The organism is Rudaea sp. 3F27F6, from assembly GCF_005503555.1.
In the GTDB taxonomy this organism is placed as follows: Bacteria; Pseudomonadota; Gammaproteobacteria; order Xanthomonadales; family Rhodanobacteraceae; genus Rudaea.
In genome coordinates, this window is record NZ_SCNG01000001.1 from 960,422 (window position 1) to 984,297 (window position 23,876).

General features: G+C 64.3%; 30 protein-coding genes. 16 read left to right on the top strand and 14 right to left on the bottom strand.

Annotation, left to right across the window (positions count from 1 at the left end; genetic code table 11):
* The first annotated feature begins 26 nt into the window (after nucleotides 1-26).
* The 12 genes from FFS30_RS04130 (at nucleotide 27) to FFS30_RS04185 (ending at nucleotide 6,007) form a co-directional block, all read left to right on the top strand.
* Entirely contained in the window at nucleotides 27-383 is a 357-nt protein-coding gene (locus FFS30_RS04130) for a hypothetical protein (protein WP_212742395.1), read from the top strand.
* Between the two features lie 47 nt (nucleotides 384-430).
* The gene (locus FFS30_RS04135; protein WP_137911826.1) at nucleotides 431-961 is read left to right on the top strand and encodes a hypothetical protein; all 531 of its coding nucleotides are present in this window, start codon (nucleotides 431-433) and stop codon (nucleotides 959-961) included.
* The gene (locus FFS30_RS04140; RefSeq protein ID WP_137911827.1) at nucleotides 958-1,206 is read left to right on the top strand and encodes a hypothetical protein; all 249 of its coding nucleotides are present in this window, start codon (nucleotides 958-960) and stop codon (nucleotides 1,204-1,206) included. The genes FFS30_RS04135 and FFS30_RS04140 overlap by 4 nt, the downstream gene beginning before the upstream one ends.
* Nucleotides 1,161-1,919, top strand: coding sequence for a DUF2786 domain-containing protein (locus FFS30_RS04145; RefSeq protein ID WP_171014405.1), 759 nt, complete (start codon nucleotides 1,161-1,163; stop codon nucleotides 1,917-1,919). The genes FFS30_RS04140 and FFS30_RS04145 overlap by 46 nt, the downstream gene beginning before the upstream one ends.
* The gene (locus tag FFS30_RS04150) at nucleotides 1,916-2,275 is read left to right on the top strand and encodes a hypothetical protein (protein ID WP_137911829.1); all 360 of its coding nucleotides are present in this window, start codon (nucleotides 1,916-1,918) and stop codon (nucleotides 2,273-2,275) included. The genes FFS30_RS04145 and FFS30_RS04150 overlap by 4 nt, the downstream gene beginning before the upstream one ends.
* The gene (locus tag FFS30_RS04155; protein WP_137911830.1) at nucleotides 2,272-2,766 is read left to right on the top strand and encodes a regulatory protein GemA; all 495 of its coding nucleotides are present in this window, start codon (nucleotides 2,272-2,274) and stop codon (nucleotides 2,764-2,766) included. The genes FFS30_RS04150 and FFS30_RS04155 overlap by 4 nt, the downstream gene beginning before the upstream one ends.
* Complete coding sequence (locus FFS30_RS04160) at nucleotides 2,763-3,134, top strand: Mor transcription activator family protein (RefSeq protein WP_137911831.1); 372 nt, start codon at nucleotides 2,763-2,765, stop codon at nucleotides 3,132-3,134. Before FFS30_RS04155 ends, FFS30_RS04160 begins: the two co-directional genes overlap by 4 nt.
* Before the next feature lie 641 nt (nucleotides 3,135-3,775).
* Nucleotides 3,776-4,114 carry a hypothetical protein gene (locus FFS30_RS04165; RefSeq protein ID WP_137911832.1) on the top strand — a complete coding sequence of 113 codons (339 nt, stop codon included), beginning with the start codon at nucleotides 3,776-3,778 and terminating at the stop codon, nucleotides 4,112-4,114.
* 99 nt (nucleotides 4,115-4,213) lie between these two features.
* Nucleotides 4,214-4,429 (top strand): hypothetical protein, encoded by a 216-nt coding sequence (locus FFS30_RS04170; RefSeq protein ID WP_137911833.1) that lies wholly within the window; start codon nucleotides 4,214-4,216, stop codon nucleotides 4,427-4,429.
* Nucleotides 4,430-4,636: 207 nt separating this feature from the next.
* The gene (locus FFS30_RS04175) at nucleotides 4,637-5,023 is read left to right on the top strand and encodes a hypothetical protein (protein WP_137911834.1); all 387 of its coding nucleotides are present in this window, start codon (nucleotides 4,637-4,639) and stop codon (nucleotides 5,021-5,023) included.
* Nucleotides 5,024-5,443: a hypothetical protein gene (locus tag FFS30_RS04180; RefSeq protein ID WP_137911835.1), complete on the top strand. Its 420-nt coding sequence runs from the start codon at nucleotides 5,024-5,026 to the stop codon at nucleotides 5,441-5,443.
* 279 nt (nucleotides 5,444-5,722) lie between these two features.
* On the top strand, nucleotides 5,723-6,007 hold the full coding sequence (locus FFS30_RS04185; RefSeq protein ID WP_137911836.1) for a hypothetical protein: 285 nt from the start codon (nucleotides 5,723-5,725) through the stop codon (nucleotides 6,005-6,007).
* Between the two features lie 356 nt (nucleotides 6,008-6,363).
* Here the strand turns inward: FFS30_RS04185 and rimI are convergent, their stop codons facing one another.
* The 11 genes from rimI to FFS30_RS04240 form a co-directional block, all read right to left on the bottom strand.
* Nucleotides 6,364-6,843 (bottom strand): ribosomal protein S18-alanine N-acetyltransferase, encoded by a 480-nt coding sequence (gene rimI / locus FFS30_RS04190; RefSeq protein ID WP_137911837.1) that lies wholly within the window; start codon nucleotides 6,841-6,843, stop codon nucleotides 6,364-6,366.
* Between the two features lie 5 nt (nucleotides 6,844-6,848).
* Complete coding sequence (locus FFS30_RS04195) at nucleotides 6,849-7,328, bottom strand: hypothetical protein (RefSeq protein WP_137911838.1); 480 nt, start codon at nucleotides 7,326-7,328, stop codon at nucleotides 6,849-6,851.
* Nucleotides 7,325-8,002, bottom strand: coding sequence for an ABC-type transport auxiliary lipoprotein family protein (locus FFS30_RS04200; RefSeq protein ID WP_137911839.1), 678 nt, complete (start codon nucleotides 8,000-8,002; stop codon nucleotides 7,325-7,327). The genes FFS30_RS04195 and FFS30_RS04200 overlap by 4 nt, the downstream gene beginning before the upstream one ends.
* The gene (locus tag FFS30_RS04205) at nucleotides 7,999-8,937 is read right to left on the bottom strand and encodes an MlaD family protein (RefSeq protein ID WP_137911840.1); all 939 of its coding nucleotides are present in this window, start codon (nucleotides 8,935-8,937) and stop codon (nucleotides 7,999-8,001) included. The genes FFS30_RS04200 and FFS30_RS04205 overlap by 4 nt, the downstream gene beginning before the upstream one ends.
* 80 nt (nucleotides 8,938-9,017) lie before the next feature.
* Nucleotides 9,018-9,962, bottom strand: coding sequence for a DegV family protein (locus FFS30_RS04210; protein WP_137911841.1), 945 nt, complete (start codon nucleotides 9,960-9,962; stop codon nucleotides 9,018-9,020).
* A 102-nt stretch (nucleotides 9,963-10,064) separates the two neighbouring features.
* Nucleotides 10,065-10,874, bottom strand: a complete 810-nt coding sequence (locus FFS30_RS04215) for an ATP-binding cassette domain-containing protein (RefSeq protein WP_137911842.1) — start codon at nucleotides 10,872-10,874, stop codon at nucleotides 10,065-10,067.
* A 27-nt stretch (nucleotides 10,875-10,901) separates the two neighbouring features.
* Nucleotides 10,902-11,609: a DUF3592 domain-containing protein gene (locus FFS30_RS04220; protein ID WP_171014406.1), complete on the bottom strand. Its 708-nt coding sequence runs from the start codon at nucleotides 11,607-11,609 to the stop codon at nucleotides 10,902-10,904.
* Nucleotides 11,610-11,721: 112 nt separating this feature from the next.
* Nucleotides 11,722-12,519: an ABC transporter permease gene (locus FFS30_RS04225; protein ID WP_137911844.1), complete on the bottom strand. Its 798-nt coding sequence runs from the start codon at nucleotides 12,517-12,519 to the stop codon at nucleotides 11,722-11,724.
* 19 nt (nucleotides 12,520-12,538) lie between these two features.
* A complete protein-coding gene (locus FFS30_RS04230; RefSeq protein WP_137911845.1) occupies nucleotides 12,539-12,874 on the bottom strand; it encodes an STAS domain-containing protein in 336 nt (111 codons plus the stop codon).
* Entirely contained in the window at nucleotides 12,871-14,598 is a 1,728-nt protein-coding gene (locus FFS30_RS04235) for a SpoIIE family protein phosphatase (RefSeq protein ID WP_137911846.1), read from the bottom strand. Before FFS30_RS04235 ends, FFS30_RS04230 begins: the two co-directional genes overlap by 4 nt.
* On the bottom strand, nucleotides 14,595-15,404 hold the full coding sequence (locus FFS30_RS04240; RefSeq protein ID WP_249352159.1) for a phosphatidylcholine/phosphatidylserine synthase: 810 nt from the start codon (nucleotides 15,402-15,404) through the stop codon (nucleotides 14,595-14,597). Before FFS30_RS04240 ends, FFS30_RS04235 begins: the two co-directional genes overlap by 4 nt.
* Before the next feature lie 94 nt (nucleotides 15,405-15,498).
* Between FFS30_RS04240 and FFS30_RS04245 the strand changes: the two genes are divergently transcribed.
* From FFS30_RS04245 to FFS30_RS04255, 3 genes are all read left to right on the top strand, one after another.
* Nucleotides 15,499-15,960, top strand: a complete 462-nt coding sequence (locus tag FFS30_RS04245; RefSeq protein ID WP_137911847.1) for a DUF4124 domain-containing protein — start codon at nucleotides 15,499-15,501, stop codon at nucleotides 15,958-15,960.
* Between the two features lie 91 nt (nucleotides 15,961-16,051).
* Nucleotides 16,052-17,752 carry a proline--tRNA ligase gene (locus FFS30_RS04250; protein WP_137911848.1) on the top strand — a complete coding sequence of 567 codons (1,701 nt, stop codon included), beginning with the start codon at nucleotides 16,052-16,054 and terminating at the stop codon, nucleotides 17,750-17,752.
* 178 nt (nucleotides 17,753-17,930) lie between these two features.
* Nucleotides 17,931-18,251 (top strand): H-NS histone family protein, encoded by a 321-nt coding sequence (locus FFS30_RS04255; protein WP_137911849.1) that lies wholly within the window; start codon nucleotides 17,931-17,933, stop codon nucleotides 18,249-18,251.
* Between the two features lie 80 nt (nucleotides 18,252-18,331).
* Here the strand turns inward: FFS30_RS04255 and FFS30_RS04260 are convergent, their stop codons facing one another.
* The 3 genes from FFS30_RS04260 to FFS30_RS04270 all read right to left on the bottom strand — a co-directional run bounded on the left by FFS30_RS04260 (nucleotide 18,332) and on the right by FFS30_RS04270 (nucleotide 22,055).
* A complete protein-coding gene (locus FFS30_RS04260) occupies nucleotides 18,332-19,618 on the bottom strand; it encodes a threonine/serine exporter family protein (protein WP_137911850.1) in 1,287 nt (428 codons plus the stop codon).
* Between the two features lie 110 nt (nucleotides 19,619-19,728).
* Entirely contained in the window at nucleotides 19,729-20,319 is a 591-nt protein-coding gene (locus FFS30_RS04265) for an alpha-ketoglutarate-dependent dioxygenase AlkB (RefSeq protein WP_137911851.1), read from the bottom strand.
* 311 nt (nucleotides 20,320-20,630) lie between these two features.
* A complete protein-coding gene (locus FFS30_RS04270; RefSeq protein ID WP_137911852.1) occupies nucleotides 20,631-22,055 on the bottom strand; it encodes an amidase in 1,425 nt (474 codons plus the stop codon).
* A gap of 164 nt (nucleotides 22,056-22,219) precedes the next feature.
* Here FFS30_RS04270 and FFS30_RS04275 point away from each other — a divergent pair, with 164 nt between their 5' ends.
* Nucleotides 22,220-23,857, top strand: a complete 1,638-nt coding sequence (locus FFS30_RS04275) for an electron transfer flavoprotein-ubiquinone oxidoreductase (protein WP_137911853.1) — start codon at nucleotides 22,220-22,222, stop codon at nucleotides 23,855-23,857.
* Nucleotides 23,858-23,876: the final 19 nt, after the last annotated feature.

The window sequence follows — 23,876 nt, forward strand, 5'->3', positions numbered from 1 at the left end:
TCGGGCCAGAGCCGAACGAAAAATGCGTGCACTTCAAAATGGATAACTCCATCACCCGCGACACACTGCTCGCCGCGCTGCGGAATCACATAGGGCGCAGGCAAGGCGTTACGGTGACGGCTCTCGCCCGCGAATGCCTCGGTTACGAGCCCACGCGCGGCGATGAGCGCAGGGTGCGCGAGCTCGTCGTCGAGCTCCGGCTCGAAGGCCATCACGTCTGCGCCACGACCGAGGCGGGCTATTTCCTCGCTCTCACGCCGGACGATCTGGCCGACACCATCGCCTTCCTGCGCAAGCGCGCCATGAGCTCGCTGCAGCAGATCGCGGCTATGAAGCACGTATCCGTTCCCGATCTGTTCGGCCAGATGCACCTGCCGACTTGACGACGGACCTTCGCGCCCCCGCAGGCCCGCCACGAATAGGACCCATCATGAGCACCACCATCGAAGAAATCGAATCCGCTGCCAAGGTCTATGCCGGCGCTCGCGACGAGCTGGCCGAGCGCGTCAACATTCTGCGCGAGGAACACGAGGCCGCAAAGCGGCGCCGACTCCAGGGGATCAAAAATTCCCTCGAACGCACACGCGAGGCGTACGAAGTACTGAAGGCCGCCGTCATCGATGGCCGTGGGCTTTTCGACAAGCCGAAGACGCGCATCCTGCACGGCATCAAGGTCGGCTGGCAGAAGCAGAAAGGCGAGCTGCAGATCGCCGACGAGAAGGTGACGATCGCTGCGCTGCGAAAGCTCTTCGGAGAGGAGCAGGCCGCCGCGTACATCAAAACCACTGACAAACCGATCAAGTCGGCCCTGCAGACGCTCTCGGCGGCAGAGCTGAAGAAGTGCAGCATCGCCGTGACCAACGATGGCGAAGCCGTGCTGATCAAAGCGCAGGATTCGGAGATCGACAAGATGGTCGACGCACTGCTCGGTAACGCCGAGGAAGGGGAGAGCGACTCGTGAAGCTCCAGATCCGCAAGAAAGAGGCTTGGCACACGATGCTCGATTTCGACGCTGCGCAGCGCTTCGAGGTCGAGGACGCAGCTGCATCGCTCTCGCGCGCAGCGGGCGGGCTGCCGCTGCGCATGCTCGACGACGATGGCACCGTGCGCCATCTCAACGCCAGCGGCGCATTCCGCAATGAAACCTACTCGTGGGACGCGTGGCGGCCCGCGGGCGGGGAAACGATCGCCCAAGGAGCTGGCTGATGGACCGCAAAACCGCGCTCCGTAAAGTTCTTAGTTGCCTTCGCCTCGCCGCGAGCTCCAACCCGAACGAAGCCGCCGCCGCACTGCGCCAGGCGCGCGCCCTGATGGACGAGCACGGCCTGACCGAGGCCGACGCCTACGCGAGCGAAATTCACCACGCCGATGCGCCAACGCGCTGCCGCGGCTCGGTTCCCGCTAGGTCGCTGATGTTCTTGATCGACATCGTCGCCACGGGCTTCCGCTGCGACGTAGTCATCCATCGAGTCTCCCGGACCGTCATGAGGAACGGATGGCCCGCGTCCGAATCGACGACGACGGTGCGATTTTTCGGTGCCGGGTCCGACGCGGAAATCGCGGCCTACGCGTTCTCAGTGCTCCGGCGCCAGCTCGAAGTGGATAAGGGCAAACACACGGCGCGCGTGCGCAAGCGCGCAAACAAAGAGCGACGTGGCGAGGAATTCGCCATCGGCTGGATCTCGGCTGTTCGTCATCAGTTTCCCGGCGCCGAGCTTGCCGACGATCGCAAAGCGGCTATAGCTCGCGCAATCGAGAGCAAGCACACGAACATCGTGCAGACCGCCGGCCGCGAAGTCGGCAAGCATGGCCGCGCTTCCTACGGCGACCGCGATGCCGGCTATATCAAAGGCAGCGCCGCACGCGTCCATCCCGGCGTCGGCGATAACGGGCCACGCAAGCTGGAGCATGCCCGGTGAATATCGATCAGATGAGCGCACTCGTACAGCAATGCGCCTTCGACGGCTATACGTTTACCGTCTCTGAAGGACACGGCGGCATTTACCTGCAGGGCGTCTACCTCGATGCCGACATCGTCACGAAGCGGCCGGAAGCGCAGTACACACGCAAATGGCTGCTGTCGCCGTCCATGACACGCAGCGAGATCGTGCAGACGTGTTTCAAGCTGGTCATGACCAGCATGGAGCACCGCGCGCGCGAGGGCTTCACGTATCGCGGCAAGCGCGTCTTCGGTCCGCACTTTGACGTAGAGGCGCTCTGGCAGATCTGCGCAGATAAGCGCTTCGACGTTCGGCCAACAGCGGGGACGGCGTGACTACTCGCACGAAGCGCAAGCAGGGGAAATCCCCCAAACCTACTCGCACGATCGAGCTGGCGAAGATTCACATCGGCGCGCAGAAGCTTGGCTTGCGCACGAAGTTCGACGACTCGGGTTATCGCGACATGCTTTGGGCTATCGGTCGCGTGCGTTCTGCGAAGGACCTGGATGCTGCTGGCCGCGCTGACGTTCTCGAACATCTGAAGGGGTGCGGCTTCAAGCCTGCACCGAAGGCCGGCGAGACTCGCTACAAAAAAGGCACGCCGGAGGCGCTGATTCGCTGGCTGTGGACCTGTCTCGCGAATGCTGGCGTGGTCCGTGACGGTTCCGATGGAGCGCTGCGCCGCTACATCGCACAGCACGCGCGAAAATCCCCGCATCCGTCTGTAACGGAGATCGCGCCGCAGCACTTGGTCGGGCTTGATGCTAATGACGTCATCGAGCAGCTCAAAGCCTGGTATCGTTCTCGCGACGTCGACTACGAATGAGCGCGAATTTCGACCGCACGGCAGCTTTCACTCGCGATCTTGCTGAGGTCGTGAGTCGTAAGCTGCAGGCCGAACTAAGCCTACCGCCAGAGCAGGCCGGCGAGATCGGTATGGCGTGCGCGCAGGAGATGTGCGACGAGTTCGGCGGGGAGCTGATCTACGTCGGTAAAGGCTGGGTGCTCCAAATTTCAGAACGCGACCGCGAGCTACATGCCTACTACGTCAAATCCGGCCGCAACATCGTTGCGACCGCGAAGCAGTTCGATCTCGGCGTCCAAGCCGCCTACAAACGCGTCCGTCTGTTTGAAGCCGCAGAGTTCAATTCTCGCCAGGGTGCTCTGTTTGGCGATGACGCTTGCGGTAGTTGAACCGCACAGCTTGCAGAACTGAAAGATTTCGGTCGCTTAAATTGGCGAATGCGTCGCCGATTTTTGGTCATTCCGTTAGCCCGCTTGACACTCTTTATTTTTACTCACAGACTCGCGCCGCTCGCTCGGCGGGCAATCAGGCTTGTTCCGTTTTATTAACATTGGAGGTTTGTAAAATGAGAAAGTTAGCTACACTCGCGTTCGCTCTTTCGGCATCGTTCGTCAGCGGTTTGGCCCTTGCGGACAATCCGCCTGGGCCGGGTTCGTCTGGTCAGACGACGACGGTGTGCAATGCCAGCGGCTGCTGGACATGCACAACGACCGCAACGGGCGCAGTCTGCGTCAAGAAGAAACAGAGCGGCCCGATCGGGGGATAACCCGAATGGTTCGCGATGGCCGCGTTTAACCACGCGGCCATCTTTCCGCCACAGCCCTCGGTATCTACACGGATGATCAGATCGTGCTTGTATTTGGCTATCAGCTTGTTATTGGGCTGCGCAGCTACGAAATCCCGGCCGAATTCTTCCTATGAGCTAATGCTCCCTGCCGGCGCTGAAACGTATACGGAGAGCGATCGAGAAGTCTTTCGGCTTGGCGACCGAATCGGGGAACCAGCGCTCCCAATTTATCCGAGCGAACTGGTGTCAAAGAATCTGCCCGAACAGCAGGTCTGCCTGGAGATCGATATAGATACAGCCGGCCGCGTATTCGATAGCCGACCGCTGTACGACACCGGGAATTGCCCGAGCAAGGCGAATCACCCAGACGACTCGTTCCTCGCTGCGACAAAACAAGCCGTGCAACAGTGGCGATTCGAGCCCGCGCGCATGTGTACTTTTCCTGACGGCGTACCGAAGAACGACGAATGCCAGGGAACGGCCGTCAAGGTCGAACTCATGCCGATTCGCTTGGCGTTTGTATTTTCATTCGTCATCGGGCACGGCGGACCGGCTGTAAAGAACGCGCTGATCCAACCGTAAGAGCCGTACACACTTTGTCGCGCTGCGACGTCGAAATCTCTTGCTTCGGGTTCCAACCAGAGCGTGAATGGTGACCAGACAAATCACCGGACGCGCCGCATGAACCTCTCTACCAAGATCGCTAAACAGCTGGGCCTGAAGATTGACGAAGTCCTCATTCTCCAAGGCGCTGATACCTTGTTACTTTCAGCGGTCGCTCGCGGCAAAGTTGATCTGAACGCCTTGGCGCGCGAAGAGCTGGCAGCCCGCGGGCTCGACGCCTACGGGAATTGGGTTGGCTTCATGGCCGCAGAGCGCGCCCTTAAAACCGCGTAAGAGCCCGTAGATGCCGCCACAAGCGATAGAAAACTCTTGACGCCGTAGAAACTACGGTGTAATTTACCTTCCGTAAGGTCACATCGCCATCACTGCCGCGTAGGCAGCTCAGAAAATCTAGGCGTATCGTGCCGCTCGTTTTTATCTGCCGCGCAGGCAGTCCAATCAATTCGCTGCCGCTTAGGCAGCATAGAAGAGGATCAACAAATGAAAAATCCATCCGCTTTCTTGCTCGACTCCCTGGGTAACGTTGTCGGCATTGCTGAGACGTGCGAAGCGTCTATCTCGATCTCGAACAGTCTCACGGATGACGGCGTGCCGGCCAACGGGTTCAAGGTTCGCGTGTCTCGATCAAAGGCCGCGAACGCGAAGGCGCGCCGGAGCGAGTTCATACCGGAATACTCGCCGACGGAGTACGGCGTTTTCGTTCGTAGCGACATGCTCCGGCATCACAAGAGCAACGCCGACCGACTCGCGCTTGAGCTTCAACGGCGTGCCGCGGCGAAGGAGGCCGGCTGGCATTTTTCGGTCTCCGAGACGATGCGGCTCAATAGGGAGTTTCAGGAAGAAATGAAAGCAAAGCTCGGTGATTGAATGACCTACATCGTCCGGCATGATGGAAGGACGGTCACGGAGACCGATTGGTCTCCGATGGCGCAGGCCGCGTGGCATCGTGCAACCCGCGATCAGTCCGCGGGCGGCGTTGTCGAGCTATTCAAAGATGGTCGACTTATCGCGTCACATCGAATCACGGGCGGCCGCGGCGCGATCTGGCCGGAAGGAGAAGCGTGCAGCCTGCAGGATGTCGTCAAGGCAATCCTGCAGTTGCTTCGGGACGACGATTGGGATGCGAAACAAATCGCGCAAGCCATGACTGACTACGGGCTTCCGACGTCGCGAGCGCGGGTCGACGGAATGCGCGGCAGCTCCGGGCGTTCGCTTGAGCTATCGCATGCCGAGATCGTGACGATGCTCAACGCGATTTTGAGCGAATATAAGCGCGGCTCGCAATGAAGGCACCAGCAAACTATGACTACACAGCAAAGCAACGCGCGGAGCGTCAGCGCGAACGTACAGCGCTAACTGTGACTCTGCGGCTCGATGATGCTGACTCTATGCTTTTGCGTGCGTTGCTGCGCGACGGTGAGTCTTACAACGATGCGCTCCGTCGCTTGATCCGCGAGCGATCGTGAAGTGTTCCCGTAAAACCGCACAAAAGCCCGTACGACGCGCGCCGGTGCAATGCCGGGGCGCCGCTCAGATTTTGCGACGCGCCGGCCTATACTGGCCTCTATGCGCGGCGACAAAACAGCCCTGGAACAGCTCCACATCGGCCCTACGGGAACCAGCAATACCTGGGGCGCGTGGCTCGACGGAAAACTCTTCGCTCAATTCAACGGATGCCCTAGCGGCGTCGCTGTGCGATGGCTCTTCCTCGACTATCCCAAGCCGCACTGGAATACCATCCACGCAGATCACGACGCCGCGATCGAGTACATCCGGTTATGGGTCAGCGGGCTGGATATAATTCCCTGGGATGAGCTGGGCAGCGGGGAAGCGGCTGCAGACAGCGCGTAAGTACCAAATGCGCCCCAGGGGCGCATTTGCGTTGCACGCAACGAGTTTTCATTTCGCGTCCCATTTTTTCCCGCTGGTTGCCATGATTTCCCAGTTATCAAGATGTCTCCCTCTGAGTTATCAAGCTCCCCCTCACAAAGCAAAGTCACTGGATTCCCGCTAAGAGCACGCGGGAATGACGAGCAGAGGCAAGAGCTGGATTCCTGCTTCCGCAGGAATGACGAAGAAAAAGCAAAAGTGCGATGACCGACATTTCGCGCCGAGAAAACTCACCTCGCGAAAACAATCCACCTCGACAACGACGAGCGAAAAACAACAACCGAGCAAGCGACCAAACCCCGCGACAGCGACGATAACTAATCGTCCGCCGGCAACAGTTCCATCGCCATCACGATCGCATCCTCGCGCCCGTTCTTCGCCGGGTAATAGTTCGGCCGCAGCGCGATTTCGTTGAAGCCGAGGGTCGGATACAGCGCGACGGCAACGCGATTGGAAGGGCGTACTTCGAGGAAGATGCGCTGCACGCGATGCCAGCGTGCGAGTTCGATCATGCGCTTGACGAGGTGGCGACCGTGGCCGTGACCTTGATACTTCGGCGCGACGCAGGCATTGAGCAGATGCGCTTCGCCCGCGGCGACAGAAAGGATGCCGTAGCCGATGATCTGCTCGGCCTGGCAAAGCACCCAACATTCGTAGCCGGCGCGCAGGCAGTCGCGGAAGATGCCGAGTGTCCACGGGAACTCGTAGGCGGAGGCTTCGATCACGGCGACGTCGTCGAGATCGTCGACGTGCATCGCGCGCATCTGCGGCCTGGGTTCGGAAAGGATGGCGACCATGCGCCTTAGCCCACCGCCCCGCGCAGCCTGCGTGCGATCGGCTTGAGCGCCTGCCACAGCGCGCGCTTGTCCGCCGCGCCGCCGGGCAGCTGCGCCGGCTCGGCGGTGACCGCAATCGTCGCGGTACTTTGCTGCATTGTGGACAATTGCGCACCGAGCGCGCGCGCCATCGTGGCGCCGAAGACGAGGTAGGCCTGCGCTTCCGCCGCGGCGGCAAGTTCGCCGTCGGCACCGGCATCGAGCCAGACGAGCGTCTCCGCATGCGTACCGAAGATCTGCGGCAGATGTTTGAACAAACGTGCCAGCCGCGCATCGGCGCGCACGCCCTTCGCGCAGACGACGGCGACGCGCAGCGCCTGCACGCCGTCGCTGTCGTCGCGGCTTTGTTGCGTTTGTCCCGCCGGCTGCGGCTCTTCGCGTGCGCGCAGAGCGTAGACGTCGACGCCCATCGCTTCGAGCAGACGCAGCCGCGATGCGTCGATCATGGCTTGCCGCCTTCGAGCGCAATGAAGTCGGTCTGGAACTTCGCGAATACGGCGTCGACGGCCGTGGCGAAAGCCTGCGCAGTCGCAGACATCGTATCGTTCGCCGCGGCCTGTTCGGCGCTGTAGCTCTGCTCGAGCAGCGGCTCGCCGGAATCCTGTTCGACGCGCATCTCGAATTCGACCTGGGCGATCACGCCCTGCGCCTGCTGCACGCGCTCGTAGCGGCGGATGCGGCCCTTGACGTGCAGCGCCTGCACGCTCGCCGGCAGGCGATCGGTTACGAGCGGCGCGATGCCGGTTTCGCGCAGGCGCAAGGTCAGGCGCTCCTGCAGCGTGCGCGAAGGCGGATCGCTCCAGAGCTGGTAGTGATAGGCGCGCAGCGCGCCCGCATCGGGCGTGGTCGCATAGAGCACAGCCTGCTCGGCGTAGACGCCTTCGGCGCGAAAAGTCTCGACTTCGATCGGCAGCACCGAAAGCGGCTTCGGCAGCCGCTCCACTTTCGCCGCGGGCGGTAGCCGAAAGTAGGTGACGTCGGGCACGGTCGGTGGCGAGCAGGCCGCCAGCATCAGCGTGCACAGCGTGGTCGCCGTCCAACGCGCGGCGGCATATCCGTGCGCCTTGGTTTTCGCGCGAACCGGCGAGGAAATCGGCGCAATGCGAGGCACGCGTTTCATCGCGGCTCCTCTTCGATCTGGTCGCGTTTCGGCGCGATCAGCAGGCGGTTCGGGCTCATGCGAATCTCGCGCGAGAATTCATTGAAGTTGCGCGCGGCGACGGCGAGGTTCTGGGTGATCGAGTCGATGCGCTCGGACAGCGACGACAGGATGCTGCGCAGGTCGTCGACCGAGTCGCGCACGCCGGGACGGTTTTCGCGAATCACGCCGTTGAGCTGACTGACCGCGTCGTCGAGCTTGGTCTGGGTCGCGCGCAGGTCCTGCGACAGCTTCTGCACGTTGCCAAGGATTGCGCCGACCGCCGCGCGATTCTGTGGCTTGAGCAGGTCGTCGACCGAGGCCGACGCGGAATTGAGCCGCTGCAGCAGCGCGCGCGTCTGCGCGACCAGTTCCGGCGTGTTCTCGTCGAGTGTGCTCGCGATCGAGTCGACGTGCTTGGAAAGATTCTTCACGAGCGGGCCGATCTGATCGCGGGTCAGATCGCTCAGTTGCACGGCGAGCGTATTCATCGAGGTAAACAGGTCGGCGCTCTCGACGCCGGCAAGTTCGCTGCCCGGTTTGGCCACGTCCGTACTCGCGCCCTCGCTGATGCCGATCGCGACGTCGGCGAGCAGCCCGGTCGAAGTCAGGCGTGCAACCGAATCTTTCGGAATCGGCCAGTCGTGGCGCACGGCAAGGGTGACCTTGTAGCGCGTTTCCAGCTTGCCGTCCTTCGCGCTGCGTTCGGGATCGATCGCCGCGACCTGACCGATGCGGAAGCCTTCGTAGAACACCGGCGCGCCGTAGTGCAGGCCGGTGACGTTGCGGTAGTGCGTCATGTAGTCCGTGCTGGCCGCGCCGCGCCCGGTGATCGCCGCGAGTGCGACGAGCAGCAGGGCCACGGCCGCCGCGACGACGGCACCGACCAGAACGTAGTTGATGTTGTCGCGTTTCACCCGCGCCTTGCTCCATAGCCGCAGCGCCGCCCGCGCCGCGTGCGGGAATCATACACGGGCGCCGCGCGCGACGGGCACGCTCAGAACTGTGCGTCGTGTTCCGCGGCGGCGAAGCCGAGCGTCACCGCGCCGACGCCCACGTTGACCATGCCGGTCACGCTCATCGGGCTTTCGAGCAGTTCGACGCCGTGCTCGGCGCAGGTCATCCGCAGCGAGTCGTAGCCGTGCAGCGCGGCGAGTTCGGCAAGGTCGCCGCCGTAGCTCACGCACAGCGCCGGCACGATCAGGCCCGCGCGCACGCGCGCGCAGGCGTAGGCGAACAGCGCCTTCGCCCCGGCCTCGAAGCCACGCACCTTGCCGACCGGGCCGGTCTCGCCGCGGTATCCGCGCAGGATCGGTTTGATGTCGAGCGCACTGCCGAGCGTCGCGCTGAACCAGCCGACGCTGCGGTCGCCCTTCTTCTGCGCGCGGGCGCGCAGGTAGTAGAGGTCGCGCGGCAGCATGTAGCCGTAGGTATTTTGCGCGACGTATTCGAGACGCTCGCGCAGCGCGCCGACGCCGGTCCCCGCAGCGATCAGGCGCGTCGCCTCGACGACACCGATGCCCTGCCCGGCAAATAGAGTCTGGCTGTCGATCACGCGCATGAGGAACGGCCCGTCGATGCCGGCCTCCTTGCGCACGGACTGGTAGCTGTTGAGGATGGCGAAGCTCGCCTTGCGCGCATGCTCGAAGATCGGGCTGCGCGTCGAGGTGATGGTCAGGCAGAACACGCAGTCGTAGTCGAGCACGAGACGTTCGAGGAACACGTCGCGGATCTGTTCGACCGTGTACGGCTCGGTCTCCGCGGCATGGCTGCGCGCGCCGAGGTTGTCGGAAAGGAAACGCGCGATCAGTGCGGGATCGCGGTCGTCGATGAAGGCTTCTTCATCGATGCGGATGCTGATGGGCAGGATGCCGATGCTGTGACTGGCGAAGAACTCCGCCGGCAGATCGCAAGCGGAATCGACGACGATACCGAAACGCACGCAGCCCCTCCCCCAAGGCGTGACGCCTTTTCTTGTTGCTTATTACGCGCAGCTTCACACATTGTTCGCCGGCGTTTCGTTGCACCGTTCACAGAACGCGCCTCAGGCCGGAGGCGCGTGCTCTTCGGTAAGGCGGCGCAGATAAGCGTCGGCATCGACCGGCGTTTCGCGCGGGCGGCGGTTGAGCAGATCCTGGATGCGCTCATTGTCGGCGCGGCGCACCTTGTCGACGCTGTCGGTCATCAGGATCTCACCCTGATCGAGCACGGTGATCGTGTCGGCAATCTTGAACGCACTTTCCAGCTCGTGGGTGACGACGACGATGGTCATGCGCAGCGCGTCGCGCAGGCGCAGGATCAGCTCGTCTAGCTCGGCCGAAACCACCGGATCGAGGCCGGCCGAAGGTTCGTCGAAGAACAGCAGCTTCGGGTCCATGACGATCGCGCGCGCGAGCGCCGCGCGCTTGATCATGCCGCCGGAAAGCTGCGCCGGCATCAAGTCCTGGAAGCCGCCGAGGTTGACCACTTCGAGCTTGAGCCGACTCATGATGCGGATCGTGTTTTCGTCGAGCGAGGTCAGCTCGCGCAGCGGCAGGGCCACGTTGTCGCCGACGCTCATCGAAGTCAGCAGCGCGCCGCCCTGGAACGACACGCCGATCTGTTTGCGCACCGCGAGCATCTCCGCCTCGCTCGCATGGCCGATATCGGCGCCGAGCAGCCTGATCGTGCCGCTACGCGGGCGGTGCAGGCCGAGCAGATGGCGCAGCAGGGTGCTCTTGCCCGAACCCGAGCCGCCCATGATCACGCGGATCTCGCCGGCATGCACGTTGAAATCGACGCCGTGCAGGATGCGGCGGCGCCCGTACCAGGCTTCCAGTTGCGAAACTTCGATCAGTGGCCGATCCAGATTCATGCGCCTGCCGAGCCTGGCCCGTCCCGCCTAGTCGGCGAGCTTGGGCAAAAAGGAGACGTCGACATAGTACTTCTTCGGATTGTTCGGATCGATGTACACGGTCAGCGTTTTGCGCTCGATGTACTTCTGCGGATCGAACCAGAGGTTCTCGCTGTGGAATAGATGAATCCGCGACGTCATCGGGTCCTGCCACTGGGCGAGGACGCGAAACGGGTTGCGACCGCCGACCGTCAGCGAGGTATTCAGTTCGACGCCCTCGTAGTCGGCGTCGATCCTGCGGCCGCTGGCCTGCAGCAGGCGCCGCGCGTCGCCCTGCCTGCGCTGGAACAGCAGGATGCCGAGGCCGATGCCGCCGAAGATCACGCCGAGGCCGGCGAAAATCGAAGGGCCGAGCCAGAGTTCGGAGAAACTTTTCAGCCGCGCATTGTTGATATTGCGCGGGTCGTAGAGAACCTCGACCGCGTCGCCGCGCGAATACGACGGCGGGTCGCTGCCGACCGAGGAAATCAGCATGCCGCGGCTTCCATCGGGCGCGGCAAACTCGACGCGTGGCGCGTAGACCAGGCCCCGCCGCGACGTGCGCGGAACGAGTTCGACGACGATGCCCTTCGCCGTCGCCGCGCCGGCGAGGAAACTGCTCGTATGGAAATACCAGAACACGGCCGCGGCCAGGGCGACGAGGCCGACCGCGAGAAAAGCGAAACAGAGAATTCGAATCGACTTGACCGGACTCATGCAGCCCTCTTGCGCGATGAAGCTGGCCCTGTTTTCCGCGCGCATCATAGCGAACATGGCGGCGAAAAAAAGGAGGCGATGCCTCGGCGCAAGGCCGCGGTCGATCGAAGATTCAGCGATTGAGGAAGAAGCTGAAGACCATGTCGGCGACGATGATGTAGCAGATTGACAGCACCACCGAACGCGTGGTCGCACGGCCGACGCCTTCCGCGCCGCCGCTGACCGAGAAGCCGGTGCTGATGCCGATCAGCGCGATCAGGATCGCGAACACGACCGACTTCGCCAAGCCCTGGCCGATGTCGCCCGGCGTGATCAGCGCCAAGGTCTGCGCGATGTACGCGGCCGGCGTGACATTGAGCGCCGGTGCCGAGTACATCGCCGCGCCGAGGATCGCGATCGCATTGGCGAAGATGGTCAGCATCGGCAGCATGATCAGCATCGCGAACAGCGCCGGCGCGGCGAGGTAGCGCACCGGATCGACGCCGATCACGGCGAGCGCGTCGACCTCCTGCGAGACGTTCATCGAACCGATGCGCGCGGCCAGCGCCGAACCCGAGCGTCCGGCGACGAGAATCGCCGTGATCAGCGCGCCGAATTCGCGCGTCACCGACTTGGCCACCGCAATGATGACCTGCGACTGCGCGCCGAACTCCGACAGCGCGGCGACGAACTGGATGCCGAGCATGATGCCGATGACCAGTGCGAGCATCGCCGTGATCGGCAGCGCATCGACGCCGATCTGGCGCATCTGCTCGAATACCGAGGCGAGGCGCACCGGCTGGCCGCGGCGCCAGCCGGTGACGGCGAAGCCGATGCTTTCGCCGAGCAGCATCGCCGCATGGCCGATGCCGGCGAGCGACTGCAGCGTCGCCCGGCCTAGGGATTCGAGAGCGGAGAGAACGGCGGCCATGATGTCGCGGACGCGCCGCTCAGGCCGACCTTGCCGCGTCGAGATCGGCGAAGATCGGAAACACGCGGTCGAGGCGCGCGAGCTGCAGCACCGCCATCACCGCCGCACTCACGCCGACGAGGCCGAATTTCTGATTGCGGCTGCGCGCGTTCTGGAAGCCTTCGACCAGCGCAGCGATGCCGGACGAGTCGATGTAGCTGACTTCGGACAGCTCGACGCCGACCTTGCCGGTGTCGCCTAGCGCATCGAGGATCGCGCGCCGCACCTGCTGCGACCAGGACAGGTCGACCTCGCCTTTCAGGCGCACGAGCACGTAGTCGCCCAAGGTCTCGCTGACGCATTCGTTGCCGTTCACTCGTTCTCCGATTTCGGCGCAAGCCGTTTCTGCATGATCAATCTGTTGCCCCTGCCGCCGGCCAACGCTTCGACACGCCAGACATCCATGGTCGCATCGATGAAGGCGACGCCGAGGCCACCGGGCCGGCACTCGGACAAGTCGCGCGGCTTGATCCGGGCGGGATCGACCGCAGGCGCCTCGTCGCGCAGTTCGAAGCTGAGCATATCGTGCTCGCGCGTCGCGCGCAGCGCGATGCTTCCACATTCGCAGTCGGGCGCGACTTCGCCCGATTCGTGACAATAAGCGTGACGGATGATGTTCGTGCACGCCTCGTCGACGACGAGAACGAGGCGGTCGCGCAGTTCAGGGGACACCTCTTCTGCGTCGAGCGCCGCGCGCAATGCCGCGCGCACCGCGCGCATCTCGATCGGCCGCGCCGGAAAACGCAGCGCCAGCAGCTCGCGCACTTCGCTGCCGCGCGGTTCCTGCAGCAGCAACAGCGTCGTGTCGTCGACGAGGCGGCGGCGCTTCAGCTCGCCGAGCAGGGCGCGCAGGCGCGGTTCGGGAGCGAGCGCGGCATAGCGCCGGATCAGTCCGCGCAGACCGTCGGCGCCGAGACGCGAACGCGCGTCTTCGCGCACGTCGGTGGCGCCGTCGGAGAACAGGTACAGCGCCGACGCGCCGAGGTCGATCGCGCGCTCGCCGTACTGCGCCTCCTTGACGATGCCGAGCGGCGGTCCGTCGGCCGGCAGTTCAACGAAATCTTTGCCGTCGTCGAGCAAGGCCGGCGGAAAGCCGGCGTTGGCGACAATGGCCGCGCGCTTGTTGCGGTCGTAGATGCCGACGACGGCGCAGACGAAGCGGCCGTTCTGCAGCGTCCGGCAAAGCTCGGCGTTGACTTCGGTAAGCCACGCCGCCGGCGCCGGCGCGTCGCCGCCGCTCCAGCGCAGCAGGCTCGCGACGCGCACCATCAGGAACGCCGCGTCGAGGCCCTTGCCGGAAATATCGCCGATGAAGAACGCGAGCCGCCCGTCGGGCAGATCGAAGTAGTCGTAGAAATCGCCCGAGATTTCGTGCGCGGGCAGGTTGACGCCGATCAGCGGAAAACGGCCGCGGCGGCGCTTCGGCAGCAGCGATTTCTGGATCGTGCGCGCGAGCAGCATTTCGCGCCGGATGCGCTGCTGCTCGGCGACTTCGAGGGCGAGGCGCGCATTGTTGATCGCCAGCGCCATCGGCGCGGCGATCAGGCGCAGCACTTCGGCGTCGTCCTCGTCGAACGCACCGCCGTCGCGGCGGTTGATGATTTCGAGCGCGCCGATCGGGCCCTGTGCGGTGGCGAGCGGCACGCACAGGATCGCGCGTGTGACGAAGCCGGTCTCGGCATCGACGCGCGCATTGACGCGGGCGTCGCGGCGCGCGTCGTCGACGCGCTGCGGCGCGTTCTCGGCAACGCTGCGGCCGACCACGCCCTGGCCGACTTCGAGCTTGAGTCCGACGATGTCGACCGGGCCCGCGCAGATTTTGCATTCGAGCAGGTTCGTCGCCGGATCGAGCAGGAACAGCGAGGCGCCCTCGGCCTGCATGAAGTCCATGATCCGTGCGAGCGCCGGTTTGAGCGTGGTCTTGAGGTCGAGCGAAACCGCCAGCGACTGCGAGAGATCGGCGAGGAAACTCAAAGCGCGCCGTCCGCCTGCGCGCGCCGGATCGCGCGCGCTCGGAGCGGAGGGCCGCAGCGCGTTCACGGCGGCGGCGGCTCCGCGCCGGGTTTGGTTTCGTCGCCGCGCTCCTCGCGGCGGCCGCGCACTTCGCGCATGCCCCAGAGCGTCATCACCGGACCCGAGATCACGTACAGCGCGGCGATCAGGAACAGCACCGGCGCGGTATCGACATACAGCGCGACGAGGACCAGCACCGCGAGCGGAATGATCGCGAACGGCACCTTGTCCGACTTCGGTCCGGCCTTGAAGCTCCAGTAGCGCACGCGGCTGACCATGAGGCCGCCGGCGAGTACGGTCAGAAACGGTGCAACGAACTGCGCCATGACGCCGTCGATGCCGTATTCGGTCGCGGCCCAGAGGAACGACATCAGAAGTCCCGCCGCGGCCGGACTCGCGAGCCCCTGGAAGTAGCGCTTGTCGACGACGCCGACCTGGGTGTTGAAGCGCGCAAGACGCAGCGCCGCGCAGGCCGTGTAGATAAACGCCGCGCTGAAACCGACCTTGCCCCAGAGCGGGCCGTAAACCTTCAGCGTCGACAACGACCAGGTGTACATCACCACCGCAGGCGCGATGCCGAAGCTGCACATGTCGGAAAGCGAGTCATACTGCACGCCGAACTCGCTCTGCGTATTGGTCAGGCGCGCGATGCGTCCGTCGAGCGAGTCGAGAATGCCGGCAACGAAGACCGCGATCGCCGCACCGGCGTAGTTCCCCGCGAACGCCGCGAGCACGGCGTAGAAGCCGGCGAACAGCGCGCCCGTGGTGAACAGGTTCGGCAGCAGATAAATGCCGCGGCGCGGTTTCGGCGATGGGTTGGCTACGGGATCCACACTGCCCCTGCAAGGTTGATGCAACAGCGGAAGTGTACCGCAAGCCCTCGCAGCGCTAGAATCGCGCCCCGGTTTCCAGGCCTCGGAGCCTTCCATGCCTAGCGTCCGCGCCGCTCTCCCCCGCCTTGCCGTCATGCTCGCTCTCGCCACCGTGCTTGCAAGCGGCGTCGCCGCTGCGGCCGAGCTGTACAAGTGGACCGACAGCAAGGGCGTCGTGCATTACTCCGACACGCCGCCGCCGAAAGGCGGCGAAGCGCCGCAGCGCCTGCGCCTCAACGGCACGGAAAGCCCGACCAAGCCCGATCCGACCGCAGAGCAGAAAGCCGCGGCCGAAACCGAGGCCGGCAAGGCCGCCGAGGCGACGCCGACGACCCTGCCCGACACGCCGGAGAACCGCAAACGCTTTTGCGAACAGGCGCAGGCGCAGCTCGATCTGCTGCAGAGCAAGTTCCAGGTAGCCGACTCGAACGGCAAACCGCTCGACGACAAGACGCGCGCCGAGCGCACCGCGCAGGCGAAGCAGGCCGCGACCACCTACTGCCAGAACCCGAGCTGACGGACGCTTCCGAGCGTCGTTTCGCGGCGGGTTTGGCCGCATTGTGCACTGCAGCTACAATCGCGGACCCTCCCGTGTCCCGCGAGTCACCATGCGCCTGTCCCAGTTCCATCTCGCCACCGTCAAGGAAGTACCCGCCGACGCGGAAATCGCCAGCCATCGGCTGATGCTGCGCGCGGGCATGTTGCGCAAGCACGCCGCCGGCCTGTACACCTGGTCGCCGCTCGGCCTCAAGGTGCTGAAGAAGGTCGAGACGGTCGTGCGCGAGGAAATGAACCGCGCCGGCGCCCTCGAAGTGATCATGCCAACCGTGCAGCCGCGCGAGCTGTGGGACGAAACCGGCCGCTGGCAGAAGTTCGGCGCCCAGTTGCTCAAGATCAAGGACCGCAAGGAAAGCGAGTACTGCTACGCGCCGACCGCCGAGGAAGTCGTCACCGACTTCGCGCGCAGCGAGCTGAAGAGCTACAAGCAGTTGCCGGTCAATTTCTACCAGATCAACACCAAGTTCCGCGACGAAATCCGTCCGCGTTTCGGCGTGATGCGTGCGCGCGAGTTCCTCATGAAGGACGCGTATTCGTTCCATCTCGACGAAGACGGTCTCGGCCGCGAATACGAAAACATGTACGCGACCTATGCGCGCATCTTCACCCGCCTCGGCCTCGCCTTCCGCGCGGTCAACGCCGACACCGGCGCGATCGGCGGCAGCCGCAGCCACGAGTTCCAGGTGCTCGCCGATTCGGGCGAAGACGCGCTCGCGTTCTCCGACAGCTCCGACTACGCGGCCAACGTCGAGCTGGCCTCGTACCTCGCTCCGGGCGCTCGCGCCGCGGCCGCCGAGCAGATGCGCGACGTGCCGACGCCGGGCAAGACGACCTGCGCCGACGTCGCCGCGCTGCTCGGCATCGACATCACGCGCACGGTGAAATCGGTCTGCGTGATCGGCGAGCAAGGTTTCGTTCTCGCCCTCGTGCGCGGCGATCACGAAGTCAACGAGGTCAAGCTGCAGAAGATCGCCGGGCTCGCCGAATACCGCCTTGCGACCGAACAGGAAATTCTCGATGCGCTCGGCGCCAAGCCCGGCTATCTCGGCCCGGTCGGCGCGGATCGGAAAAGGGTTCATATCGTCGCCGACCGCACGGTCGCGGCAATGGCCGATTTCGTCGTCGGCGCGAACAAGGTCGATTTCCATATCGCCGGCGTCAATTGGCAGCGCGATCTGGCCGAAGCCGACGTCGTCGCCGATATCCGCAAGGTCGTCGAAGGCGATTTGTCGCCGGACGGCAAAGGCACGATCAAGCTCGCGCGCGGCATCGAAGTCGGCCACATCTTCGCGCTCGGCACGAAGTATTCCGAAGCGATGAATGCGAGCGTGCTCGACGCCGACGGAAAAAACCGTCCGATGCAGATGGGCTGCTACGGCATCGGCGTTTCGCGCATCGTCGCCGCGGCGATCGAGCAGAATCACGACGAAGCCGGCATCGTCTGGCCCGAACCGATGGCGCCGTGGCGCGTGGCCGTCTGCATGATCAATCCGAAGAACGACGCGAAGGTCGCCGAAGCCGCTCAGGCGCTTTACGACGAACTGAATGCGGACGGCATCGACACCGTGCTCGACGATCGCGGCCTGCGTCCGGGCGCGATGTTCGCCGACATCGAATTGATCGGCATTCCGCATCGCATCGTCGTCTCCGAACGCGGCCTCGCCGCAGGCACGTTCGAGTACCGCGCGCGCCGCGAAAGCGAAAGCCGCCAGCTAAAACGCGAAGAAATCATCGCCCTTTTGCGCGGCTGAAATACGCCGCGTTAAAAGCAACGAATTGCGCGGCGCATTCGGCCGAACATACTCCGGCGTATTTTTATTTGCGCATCGCGGTTTATTTTTGAGGGTTTCAATGGCATCCTAGCGGTTCGCCATGAGGTTCGTCCGTGCTCGTGGCGTAAGTCGACGTCATCCAAATTAGAGGCAAACAATGGCAATTGATCTGAAAAGTCTCAGTCAGCATCAGCTGAATGAGCTCATCAACCGCGCCGAATCGCGCAAGCACGAATTGGCCAAGGAAAAGGTTTCCAAGGCGCGCGAAAAAGTGGTCGCTATCCTCAAGGCCGAAGGCATCTCTCTCGAAGAGCTGTTCGGCGGTCGCAGCCCGGGCCGTAAAACCCGTCGTCCGGCAACGCCGAAGTTCCGCAACCCGGCCGATCATGCCCAGACCTGGTCCGGCCGCGGCAAGCGTCCGCGCTGGTTCAATGCCGCCCTCGCGGCGGGCAAGAAGGAAAAAGATCTGCTTATTTAAGGCAAATCAAAGTTGGAGATTTGAAGAAAAGCGGCCAGTCTTGGCCGCTTTTTCGTTGCGCGTTGCGCAAGCGCGCACATTTACAACGAGCGTCGCGGCGCAACGATCAAATCGCCGAACAGCAGCCCGGCGACGAGCGATACGAGGATCACCAGCAGCGACGCGGCGGTATTGATGCCGAGAAACACGTCGCGACCGACGATCAGCGACACGGTCAGAAATCCGAGACTGCCCGGCACGAGCAGGATGATGCCCGGCTCGCGCACGAGCGCGCCGGGGCGGTCGGTTGCACGCGCGTAGATGTTGCTCAGCGCACCCATCGTCGCGCCGGCGAGAAACACGCCGAACTCCGGGCTGAACTGGCGGCCGCCGAAATAGGTGATCGCATAACCCAGCGCCGCCGCGGCCATGACCAGCGGAAAGTCGCGCTGCGCCGCGCGGAACAACACGGCAAATCCGTAGGCACCGAAAATCAGCGCGACCCAGATGCTCCAGACCGGGATCGGCGGCAGTGCGTCGGACGAAGGCACTAGGCCGAGCGATTTGCACAATTCGTTGGCGACGAGCGTGCCGAAGGCGAGCTTGATCAAGGTCGCGACCGCATCGGCGAAGCGCGCGACGCCGGAAACGAGATGGCGCGTGGACAGTTCGCGTACCGCGGTCGTCAACACCATGCCGGGGAACAGCACGATCAGGCTCGCGAGCACCGTCGTCTTCAAGGTCAGCGGGGTCAGATAGAGGCTGATCAGGGTCGCGAGCACCGTCGCGATCAAGGCGCTCAGTGCTTCGAGCGTGAGACGCATACGCTGGCTGCGCGCGCTGATCTCCGCGACGAGGCCGACGATGAGACCGATGCTGCCCGCCGCAACCACGTCGGCCCAACCGCCGCGCATCAGCACGGCGAGAGTCGCCGAAACGAGCCCGAAGCAAAGCACCTCGTGCGCCTGCGCGCGGCGGCCGATGCGGTCGCTCAGCGTATGCAGCAGATGCGAACCGCGGTCGATGTCGAGTTCGCCCGCAATCACTTTGTCGGCGATCTCGTTGACCTCGACCAGATGGCGCAGGTCGATGTCGCCCGGCGACAGGCGGATCACCTGGGTATTCGCGGCGATATGGTCGCGATCGCCGCTCTCGGCAAATGAAATGATGATCGCGGTCGGGCTCGACCACACCTGCGTGGACAAGCCGAGGCGCGCGGCGAGTTTGTCGACCGCGCCTTCGAGGCGCGGCGCCGCGGTGCCGTACTGATGCAGGCGCCGCGCCGTCTCGACGACGAAGGCGATGCGCGCGTGCAGCGGCGCACGCGCGCTGAGCACGACCGCGTCGCGCGCAAAGGCAGGCTCGTTGGAGATCGGGGCGGACGACATACGCCGCGCATTGTATCCATGTCCGCACGCGATACTGCGTCGGTTCGCGCCGCTAGCCGGTAGTTTTTACGAGAAGCGCGGCCAAGCGCGTCCGCGCTCGATTTCCGTGCTCAACGGCGCGCGCTGATATGCCGGAACGTCAGATTGATGCGCGCGCCGACCGGACGCGCCGTCTTCGGCAGATCGTGGCGATAGTAGCGCTGCGTTGTCCCGGCCATGCGCAGCAAGCTGCCGGAAGGCAACGCGAGTTCGAGGTGCAGGTGCGGATCGCGACGATGACGCAGACGGAAGCGGCGCACGCCGCCGAAGCTGAAGGACAGGATCGACGGTTCGGGGCCGAGTTCGGGTTCGTCATCGCTGTGCCAGCCCATCGAATCGCGCCCATCGCGGTAAAGATTCGCGAGCACGCTGTTGCAGTGCTTCTCGCCGTGCACGCGCAGTGCGGCATTCAGCTCGGCCAGCGCCGGAGTCCAGGCATGCGGCACGAAGCGCGTGCCCGAATAGACGTAGACCGCATCAGGGTCGCCGACCCAGCACGACAATCGCGGCGAATCGACCTCGCGGCCGAAGATGCGCAGGCGATGGCGTTCCCACGGAATTTCCGCATGCAGCCGCGCGAACCAGCGTGCGGCCTCGTCTTCGCTACAGAACTGCGCCAGATGGACGTCGGCGTCGGGCAGGTCGAAGGTTTGCCATTCCATAGGATTAAGAGCGGGTTTCGACACGGATCAACACGGAAGGACACGGATAAGAGCGGATCGAAGGAGTCGTCACCGAACGCTCCTTCCGCTTGGCAATGTTTCGGCCTGGACGCGGGCCGTTCGCCCTTCGATACCTCAGAGCGAACGGGTTCTGCTCATAGCGGATTCTGCTCGTAAAGACACAGCATCACTCATAAAGGCGCGGCATCAATCGGACAGCGCATTCCACGAATTCTCCCATCAATCCGTTCCGCTCCATCCGCTTTTATCCGTGTCCTTCCGTGTTGATCCGTGTCCAAATGCTCTTCCGCTCAACCACCAACCGGATAAGCAGGCGCCGCATCGAGCGCTGCGGCACAGACTTCGGCGAGTTCGAGCAGGCGCAGATCCGATCCGGGCGGCCCTACGAATTGCATGCCGACCGGCAGGCCGTCCAGCGTCAGGCCCATCGGGATCGTGACTGCGGGCAGGCCGGCGAGGTTGGCGATGCAAGTGAAGTCGCCCGCATTGTCGGGCAGCGGCGCTTCGAGCGGGAACGCGGTCTGCGGCGTGGTCGGCGTGACGAGTACGTCGACCTCCTCGAACAGCTTGCGCGCGGCGACCACGGCCGCGTCGAGCAGCCGGTCGGCCGCGGCATAGTCGGCGGCCGATTTGCCTCGCGCGTAATCGAGCCAGGCGCGCAGCTCGGCCGAGACCGGATGCGCCGTGTCGGCGAGCGCGCGCGCATGCGTCACCAGCATCTCGGCTTCGATCATGAAGAACGCCGCGCGCCGCGCGCGCATCAACGGGAAATCGCCGAAGCTGACTTCGCGCCGGTTTTCGAGTTCGTGCGCAAGCGCCATCAGCGCGCGCTCGAAGGTGAATTTGACCCCGGGCTCGACCGCGTAGGCGTCGAGATCGCCGAGCAGGCCGACGCGCAATTTGCCGGGCTCCCAGTCGGGCAACGCGAGTTCGACGCGGCGCCGCCGCGAGCGCGGGTCGGCCGGATCGTGACCGCCGAGCACATGCAGCATCACGCCGAGATCGTGCACGCTGCGCGCGATCAGGCCAACCGAGTCGAGACGGCGCGCCGCAGGCAGCATGCCGCGCGTGGAAATTTCTCCGTGGGTCGGCTTCAGCGCATACAGCCCGCAGTAGCTCGCCGGAATGCGGATCGAACCGAGGCTGTCGGAACCGATCGCGACCGCCGCGAGCCCCGCCGCCACCGCGGCCGCGCAGCCGCCCGAGGAGCCGCCGGCCTGATAGCCGTGGCGGAACGGATTGTGCGCCGCGCCGGTATGCGGGTTGTTGCTGGTCGCCGCGAGGCTCGCCTCGGGCACCTGGGCTTTGCCGAGGATCACCGCGCCGGCGCCGCGCAGGCGCGCGACCACGTGCGCATCGGCTTCCGCCGGCGCGTGCGCGCCCGGCATGCCGCAGCCGGTCGGCAGACCGGCGACGTCGAAATTGTCTTTGACTGCGACCGGCACGCCGTCGAAACGGCCGAATTTCCCGCTGCCGCGGCGCGCCTCGCTCGCCTGTGCCTCGGCGAGCGCATGCGGATTGAGCGCCACGTAGGCGTTGAGCTTCGTATTGTCGGCCGCGATCGCGTCGAGATAGGTCTGAGTGAGCGCCGTTGCGCTCACACGCGAACTCGCCAGCCAGGTCAGCGTCTGGCAGAGGTTCGCCCCGCGCAGCCGCTTCGCATCGAGCGGCGGCAGTGGTTCGAGGGCAACGGCTGGGTCCAACTCCACGTTCATGCGCTCCTCCCCTGATGTCGCCTGCATTATTACCGAATTCTTGTTAGCGAAACGTGCACGCGCGAACTCGAAATCGAAGCGCGGCCAACTGCCGATTTGCCGCGCGCGCAGCAAATCCGCACAATTCCACTTCTATACGAATCCCCGCCCGCGAGAAAGCCAGCATGAGCGAATCCACCCCACGCGATGTGATGGAATACGACGTCGTCACCGTCGGCGCCGGCCCGTCGGGCCTCGCGTTCGCTATCCGGCTCAAGCAGCTCAAGCCCGACATCCGCGTCTGCGTGATCGAAAAAGCGTCGACGATCGGGGCGCAGATTCTTTCCGGCGCGGTGATCGAACCGCAGCCGCTCAACGAACTGCTGCCGGAATGGGGCAAGAACCCGCCGCCGATCTGCGTGCCGGTGACCGAGGACGAATTCTGGTATCTGCCGAGCGCGGAGCGCGCGATCAAGTCGCCGATCGTGCCGCCGCAGTTGCACAATCACGGCAATTTCATCGTCTCGCTCGGCGCCCTGTGTGCGTGGCTCGCGCCGCAGGCCGAGGCGCTCGGCGTTGAAATTTATCCAGGCTTCGCCGCGAGCGAACCGCTGTACGACGACAACGGCGCGGTCAGAGGCGTGCGCATCGGCGACATGGGCGTGGCCAAGGACGGATCGCACAAGCCGAGCTACACCCAGGGCATCGACATCGTCGCACCGATCACCGTGCTCGCCGAAGGCTGCCGCGGCAGCCTGTCGAAACAGCTGATCGCGAAGTACCAGCTCGACGCGGATTCCGATCCGCAGTGTTACGGCATCGGCATCAAGGAACTGTGGCAACTGCCTGCGGGCCGCACCACGCCGGGCAAGGTCATGCACACGGCCGGCTGGCCGATGGATACGGCGACCTACGGCGGCAGTTTCTGCTACCACCTCGACAAGGATCGCGTCGCGCTTGGTTTCGTCACCGGCCTCGACTACAAGGACGCGCTGCTGTCGCCGTTCGAGGCGTTCCAGCAGTGGAAGAATCACGCCCACATCAAGCCGCTGCTCGAAGGCGGCAGCATCGTCTCGGCCGGCGCGCGCGCGATCGCCGCAGGCGGCTGGCAGTCGCTGCCGCGCTGCGAAATGCCGGGTGCGATCCTGATCGGCGACGCCGCGGGCCTGTTGAACATGCCCAAGATCAAGGGCACGCATCAGGCGCTGCGTTCGGGCATGCTCGCTGCCGAGCATGTCGTCGCGACGAACAAGCCCGACGGCTGGGACGCGAAACTGCGCGCTTCCGCCGTCGGCAAAGAACTGTACAAGGTGCGCAACATCAAGCCCGGCTTCCACAAGGGCATGTGGCTCGCGATGGCGAACTGGGGCTGGGAAACGGTCACGATGGGCCATTCGCCGTGGACCCTGAAGAACCACGCCGACTGGTCCTCGCTGGACAAGGTCAAACCCGGCGAGACGCCGGCCGAGCAGCAGGCCAAATACGGCTACGTCGAACGCACCCTGCCGCCACGCGACCGCCTCGCCGAAGTCTATTTCGCCGCGACCGAGCACGACGAAGACCAGCCCGTGCATCTGCACGTCGCCGACACCGACGTCTGCGTGACCAAGTGCGCGAGCGAATACCAGAACCCGTGCACACGCTTCTGCCCCGCCGGCGTTTACGAAATCGTCGCCGACGAAACCGCGAAGGCCGGCAAGCGCCTGCAGATCAATTCGGCGAACTGTGTACATTGCAAGACCTGCGATATCAAGGATCCGTATCAGATCATCAACTGGGTGACGCCGGAGGGTGGATCGGGGCCGAATTACCAGAATCTTTAAGCAGGTTGTGCCACGGGTT